This window comes from Aphanizomenon sp. CS-733/32, from assembly GCF_028330045.1.
GTDB classification, from domain to species: domain Bacteria; phylum Cyanobacteriota; class Cyanobacteriia; order Cyanobacteriales; family Nostocaceae; genus Dolichospermum; species Dolichospermum gracile.
Window position 1 is genome coordinate 1 of record NZ_JAQMSE010000213.1, and the last position, 6246, is coordinate 6246.

Here is a 6246-nt window from a genome sequence, read left to right on the forward strand (position 1 = left end):
AATGTATCAAAGTGATGTGTATAGCAAACCTAGCTATGAGCCATTACCTCCTCAACAAACACTGCCAACGATGTATGATTTACCTAGCGAAGATCCAGAGGAGCCAGGGTTGCCAGACGAATTTCACCTTTTACAACCAGAATTACTGCGTAGTACCTTTCGTCCTCCTTCTTATGCAGAAGATAGTGTATTTACAGGCAGTGACTTAAATTTATACTACGACAGCAAGCATACACAATGGTATAAGAGACCAGATTGGTTTGCAGTATTAGGAGTATCTCGTTTTTATGAACAAACAGAACTAAGATTAAGCTATGTTACTTGGTATGAAGGAACATATCCCTTTGTAGTAGTAGAATTAATATCTCCAGGAACAGAAAACGAAGACTTAGGGAGAAATAGAAATTTACGGGAAGTTAATCAACCTCCCAATAAATGGACAGTATATGAGCAAATTCTGAGAATCCCCTATTATTTTGTCTATAACCGTTATACTAATGAGTTTCACTGTTTTGGTTTGGTAACGAACCGTTATCAACCGCTCTCTATTAATGGATTAGGGGTATGGCTAGAAGAAGCTGAATTGGGTTTAGGATTATGGGAGGGAGAATATCAAGGATTAACCAGACAGTGGTTACGTTGGTATGATCAAGATAATAATTGGTTGCCTACTCCAGAAGAACGAGAAAAGCAACGGGCAGATTCTGCTGAATTAGAAGTAGCTAAATTACGACAATTGTTATTGGAACAAGGTATCAGCTTACCTAATGATCAATAGGGTTAAAAATTGTCCAGTCTGAAAGTCATTATTACTAATTTTATGTCTAAATCACCTCTCTACGAAACAGATTTCATGGATTGGTTAACTCAACAAAAATTAGCCTTAGCTAGTCGAGATATCATAGCTTTGGATTGGGAAAATTTGGCAGAAGAGTTAGATAGTATGGGCATGGGTGAAAAAAATGAGTTAAAAAATCGGTTAATAATTTTATTAACTCATTTACTAAAATGGCAATACCAATCTTCTAAACGTTCTATTAGTTGGTTTACCACCATTGCTAACCAAAGAGATGATTTACAAGATTTACTCAATCAAAAACCAAGTTTAAAACAATATATTCCTGATATTTTACCCAAAGCTTATCGAAATGCGAGAAGAGAAGCATCGGCAGAAACAGGTTTAGCATTAAGTACGTTTTCAGGGATTTGTCCTTATGATATACAAGAAATATTAAATCCTGAATTCTTGTGTAACACTACAGATGATTTTGAAAAAGCTATGTAGTGAGTTAATCAATCATGTACCAGATAAATCCACCATTATCTTTCCCTGAAACTTGTCCTTATTCTTTAAGAGAAATTCTCAATCCTGAATGGTTTCCATCATAATAGTTATTATGATGTTTATAAACTCAGCTAAATATGAACGAAAAATACAATAGTGCCAAAGAATGGCGTCAAGCAAATTACCGAAAACTGAAACAATATCGTGGAGAATGGATTATTTACACTAAGGATGGTGTAATAGCTCATCACCAAGATTATAGAATCATGACACAGCAAATTGACCTTCAGAACCTAAAATCTTCTGACTACATCACTGAGCGGATCTACGAGAACGAATTTGTTGAGCCAGTGAAGTTTTTCCCAGTGCGTTTTAGAACAGTCAAAAAACATGATTGGCAGCCAAAATACGAAGTCTGTCTAACTTTTCAAAATTCTAAAATCTTGGAAATGCTTGTAGATTCTGGTTCGGATATTAGCCTAATTACATTTTATTTAGGCACAGACTTAGGATATGCCCTCTCTCAAGGAGAAGTTCTGAGTAATGGAGAAGGAGTAGGGGGGAGTGTACAATATGTACTCCGACAAGTTGAAATGCAGATTGATAATTGTACCTTTTCTGCTCCTGTTGCCTGGTTACAAAATGAGGATTGCCAAGAAGTTTTATTGGGTAGGGAAGTTGTGTTTGATTTATTTGATATTGAATTTAAACAAGCTGAGGAGAAAATCCTATTCAAATACAGGGGATAACCACTGGTAACTTATAAAATAAGTGTGTTATAAGTGAGCTAATTAGTAATATACTATGGGTGGGTAATCTGGCTACTTCTATAATTAATTAAATGCTAAATTTAGCCTAATATTGAGATATATAGGCCGTCAAATCAATAATTTTCAAATTGATAGTTAATTAATACTTATGTCTGATACAGTTATTCGTGTTGAAAATCTCGGTAAAAAATATATTATTGGCCATCAAAAGCAGGAACGTTAATTAAGGGGAAAAAATGAACGAAAATTGGCGAGCGAACTGCTTGCAGCAGCGTTTCGCTATCGCCCTTAAAGAATATTCCTTAGACCTGCAAGCAAAACGGTATATTGAACTATATCAACAGGTATTGGCATAAAATGTGGTTACTAAATTCTGTTATATAGCTGAAAATTGTCGAGCGATCGCTCTTAAACTCTTAAGAGGTTGTTTGAAAAGTATTAGATGAACCCGATAATCTCTAGAAACCTAACCCCCCTTCCCTACCCCTCCCTGACCCTCCCCCACAAGGGGAGGGAAGCGGAAAAACTTTTGTTAGTTGGAATGGGGGTTTCAAAGCCTCTCCCCGCGTCGGGGAGAGGTTTGGAGAGGGGTTTATTTATACATTAAAAACTTTTCAAGCATCCTATAAAGAATAGACTGTAGAATACCAGCAAGAAGATATATAGGGGCTGCTGAATAAACCTAGAACTGAGATATATCAAGAGTTTGAAGGTAAAGAAGGTGAAAGAAGTGCAAGGAGTAAGGGTTGAAATTAGCAAAAACCTATCACTTTACCAGATTTAATACTATTCTTATCTTCTTCTAATTCTTCCTCCTGACTCCTGACTCCTGACTCCTAGCCCTCACAGACAACTTTTTCAGCAAGCCCTATATAGAACTATACCAACAGGTCAGGCGATCGCTGCCCTCGCAGTAGGCATCGCAACTGAATATATAATGCGATTATAGCATCTACATCAAACAGTACAGGCGATCGCTAATTGATGAAATCTCAAATTAGTCCTTGGGGAAATTCTTTAACCTTCACTCTATAAATAAAATAAGAACATAAGATCCCCGACTTCTCTCAGAAGTCGGGGATCTGAAAATGTTGATCTTGAAAGCGATCGCTTGTTAAATGAAACTCTTTTGCAGGTATCAATTATTCAGAGGAGTTAATCAAAATGTACTGATAATAAAGATGACATTTGAATTAGAATCTCTGAACCTAGCGGACACTAATTAACTATGTGTTATTCTGTTATTTCTCCATTAGAGAACGGCGATCGCAAACCTGTATAAAATCAGAATTACAAAAAATAGATTCGATTATTGTTGTGCGAGAGTGACAGAACCGGGATAGTATTGAATAGTGAGTGGGCTTTGATGGTCTTTTTGATCTTGGTCCCTCCATGCAACCTTTTGAGGATCTCTTTTGAGATATTGATCAGGAGGCCAAAGTACAGAAAAGATATAAAAGATTAAGTTTTATTCAAGCCTTTGCTAATTTATATTACGATATTGGGACTATAGAACTTGGAGGCAAAAATGCAATCTATTGATCAATTACCAGTAAAAAATACACCTCAAATCATTTCTGTGGTTATTGAAAGTAATGATGATGGTTACTTAGCAATGATACCGGGTATTCAAGGAGCTTTTGCAGAGGGAGATACACCCCAAGAGGCTATATTTAACTGTATTGATGTTTTAAAAATGATTATGGAGTATAAGCAAGAACAAAATGAGAACTTAAATTTAGACTCAATTGAACTTTCAGCTAATGCAGGCTGGGCTTTTACTATTCCTATTAAACTGTAATTGTCAGATGACAAAATTAAGAGAACTAACTTATTTAGAAGTAATAAATCGTCTAAAATTTTTTGGTTTTAGATTTTATAGACAAGGTAAAGGTTCTCACGAATTATGGGTTAGAGATTTAGATAATATTGTAATTCCCGTTCCTCATCATCGTGGTAAAACAATTCGTAAGGGTACAATCAGAGCCATTATTAGAGAAATTAACTTAACGGTTGAAGAATTTATGGATAGTCAATAACGGATTTTACCATCATTAAGCTAAACAATAGTTTATTATCAAACAATGGAAGTTAACCCTTGCTTAACAACTGATCATCATTTTGACCAATTTGGTTTTATGAAAATCCTTACCCAGCGAAGTTAAAATATAGATATCAAATTAATACTATGTCAGATACGGTTATTCGAGTAGAAAATCTAGGTAAAAAATATATTATTGGCCATCAACAGCAGGAACTCAAGAGCAAAAAGTGCGTTTACGTAGCATTCCGTAGGAATCGCTCTCCATTTCTCAATTAGAATCATTAGGAGAGGCATTATTGGATTTTCAAAATATGTCAGATCTGGAAAATTGGTTACAAGATCATCGCCGTTGATATTAAAAGCGATCGCTAATTGATGAAATCTCAAATTAGTCGTTGTTTATGATAAAATAAGCAATTACAGGGAAAATTGTCGAGGGAACTGCTTGCAGCAGCGTTTCGTTATGGACTTTGAAGAATATAGACTATTAATTTTTATTTAGTCAACGTAAGTAGACCTGGTTTATGTATTAGCGATTTATAGTCGCCGATAGAGTAGCTGAACTCATAGATAATCATCCAAAGCATCAGGAGAACAAATCCATGGCAGCAATTACAGGCCGCGAACTAGAGTTGCAAATGCCCGATACCAGTAAACTTTTAAGTGATGAACCAGAGATGGAAAGCTCCCTGCACTATATGCAACTGTTATTGCTAGTCACCTGCCTCGAATGGGCATGGCAAGAGCGGGATGATTTTTTCATTGGTGCAAACCTGACCATTTACTTCAGTCGCCAACAACTCAAAAATCGTGACTTTCGAGGTCCAGATTTTTTCCTAGTCAAAAACACCACCAGAGAACCACGCAACTCATGGGTGGTCTGGGAAGAAGACGGACGTTATCCAGACCTGATTATCGAATTACTGTCCGACTCCACCGCCAATGTAGATCGCACCACCAAACTGGACTTATACGCAGAGAGATTTCATACCCCTGAATACTTTTATTTTTCACCCGAAACCTTAGAATTTGCAGGATTTAGGCTAGAGTTTAATAAATATCGCCCCATCACGCCCAACGCTCAAGGATGGCTATGGAGTGAAGCCCTGGGCTTTTTCTTGGGTATTCACAATGGCCAATTGCGCTACTTCTCCTTAGAAGGCGCTATCATCCCTACTCCCCAGGAAGCCGCCAAAGATGAAATGCTCAAAGCCAACCAAGCAATTCAAATAGCAAAACAAGAATCCCAAAGGGCAAAACAAGAATCCCAAAGGGCAAAACAAGAATCCCAAAGGGCAAAACAAGAATCCCAAAGGGCTGAACAAGAATCCCAAAGGGCTGAACAAGCTAATAGGGAGTTGTATGAATTAAAACAAAAAATGCGATCGCTTGGTATTTCTCTTGACTAAGCCTTGATCAATAGACATCGCCAAAAAAAAGCCTTCACTCTATAAATAAAATAAGAACATCAGAATCCCCGACTTCTTAAAGAAGTCGGGGATCCCAAAGATATTGAAGGCGATCGCTTGTTAAGTGAAACTCTTTAGCAGGTATTAATTATTCAGAGGAGTTAAGCAAAATGTACTGACAATAAAGATGACACTTGAATTGGAATCTCTGGACTTAACGAACTACTAATTAAATCTGTGTTATTCTATTATTCATCCATGAGAGAACGGCGATCGCAAACCTGTATAAAATCAGAGTTACAAAAAATAGATTCGATTATTGTTGTGCGAGAGTGACAGAACCAGATAGTATTGAACAGTGAGTTGGGCTTTGATGGTCTTTCTGATCTTGGTCCCTCCATGCAACCTTTTGAGGATATCTATTAAGATATTGATCAAGAGGCAAAAGTACAGAAAAGATCTGACCAAAATCTGGAATTAAGAAAATCATATCCCCGAATTCTCTAAGAAGTCGGGGATATGAAACCGTTGATATTAAAAGCGATCGCTAATTGATGAAATCTCAAATTAGTCGTTGTTTATGATAAAATAAGCAATTACGGGGAAAATTGTCGAGGGAACTGCTTGCAGCAGCGTTTCGTTATGGACTTTGAAGAATATAGACTATTAATTTTTATTTAGTCAACGTAAGTAGACCTGGTTTATGTATTAGCGATTTATAGTCGCCGATAGAGTAGC

The 6246-nt window shown here is 36.7% G+C and carries 8 protein-coding genes; all 8 read left to right on the plus strand.

The features are described from left to right. Window position 1 precedes the first annotated feature (1 nt). The 8 genes from PN471_RS17785 (at window position 2) to PN471_RS17820 (ending at window position 5508) form a co-directional block, all read left to right on the plus strand. Window positions 2-778: a Uma2 family endonuclease gene (locus PN471_RS17785; protein ID WP_271777979.1), complete on the plus strand. Its 777-nt coding sequence runs from the start codon at window positions 2-4 to the stop codon at window positions 776-778. Between the two features lie 42 nt (window positions 779-820). Then, window positions 821-1285 (plus strand): DUF29 domain-containing protein, encoded by a 465-nt coding sequence (locus tag PN471_RS17790; protein WP_271777980.1) that lies wholly within the window; start codon window positions 821-823, stop codon window positions 1283-1285. A 137-nt stretch (window positions 1286-1422) separates the two neighbouring features. Continuing rightward, complete coding sequence (locus PN471_RS17795) at window positions 1423-2034, plus strand: retropepsin-like aspartic protease (protein WP_271777981.1); 612 nt, start codon at window positions 1423-1425, stop codon at window positions 2032-2034. A gap of 1549 nt (window positions 2035-3583) precedes the next feature. Next, a complete protein-coding gene (locus tag PN471_RS17800) occupies window positions 3584-3856 on the plus strand; it encodes a type II toxin-antitoxin system HicB family antitoxin (RefSeq protein ID WP_271777982.1) in 273 nt (90 codons plus the stop codon). A 7-nt stretch (window positions 3857-3863) separates the two neighbouring features. Then, window positions 3864-4094, plus strand: coding sequence for a type II toxin-antitoxin system HicA family toxin (locus tag PN471_RS17805; RefSeq protein WP_271777983.1), 231 nt, complete (start codon window positions 3864-3866; stop codon window positions 4092-4094). 149 nt (window positions 4095-4243) lie between these two features. Then, window positions 4244-4375 (plus strand): hypothetical protein, encoded by a 132-nt coding sequence (locus tag PN471_RS17810; RefSeq protein ID WP_271777986.1) that lies wholly within the window; start codon window positions 4244-4246, stop codon window positions 4373-4375. Further along, a complete protein-coding gene (locus PN471_RS17815) occupies window positions 4363-4452 on the plus strand; it encodes a DUF4351 domain-containing protein (protein WP_271777985.1) in 90 nt (29 codons plus the stop codon). Before PN471_RS17810 ends, PN471_RS17815 begins: the two co-directional genes overlap by 13 nt. 249 nt (window positions 4453-4701) lie before the next feature. Beyond that, on the plus strand, window positions 4702-5508 hold the full coding sequence (locus PN471_RS17820; RefSeq protein WP_271777984.1) for a Uma2 family endonuclease: 807 nt from the start codon (window positions 4702-4704) through the stop codon (window positions 5506-5508). Window positions 5509-6246 lie beyond the last annotated feature (738 nt).

Coding starts and splice junctions, on each gene's coding strand:
- PN471_RS17785 (WP_271777979.1), top strand. CDS start 2: ATGTATCAAAGTGATGTGTATAGCAAACCTAGCTATGAGCCATTACCT.
- PN471_RS17790 (WP_271777980.1), top strand. CDS start 821: ATGTCTAAATCACCTCTCTACGAAACAGATTTCATGGATTGGTTAACT.
- PN471_RS17795 (WP_271777981.1), top strand. CDS start 1,423: ATGAACGAAAAATACAATAGTGCCAAAGAATGGCGTCAAGCAAATTAC.
- PN471_RS17800 (WP_271777982.1), top strand. CDS start 3,584: ATGCAATCTATTGATCAATTACCAGTAAAAAATACACCTCAAATCATT.
- PN471_RS17805 (WP_271777983.1), top strand. CDS start 3,864: ATGACAAAATTAAGAGAACTAACTTATTTAGAAGTAATAAATCGTCTA.
- PN471_RS17810 (WP_271777986.1), top strand. CDS start 4,244: ATGTCAGATACGGTTATTCGAGTAGAAAATCTAGGTAAAAAATATATT.
- PN471_RS17820 (WP_271777984.1), top strand. CDS start 4,702: ATGGCAGCAATTACAGGCCGCGAACTAGAGTTGCAAATGCCCGATACC.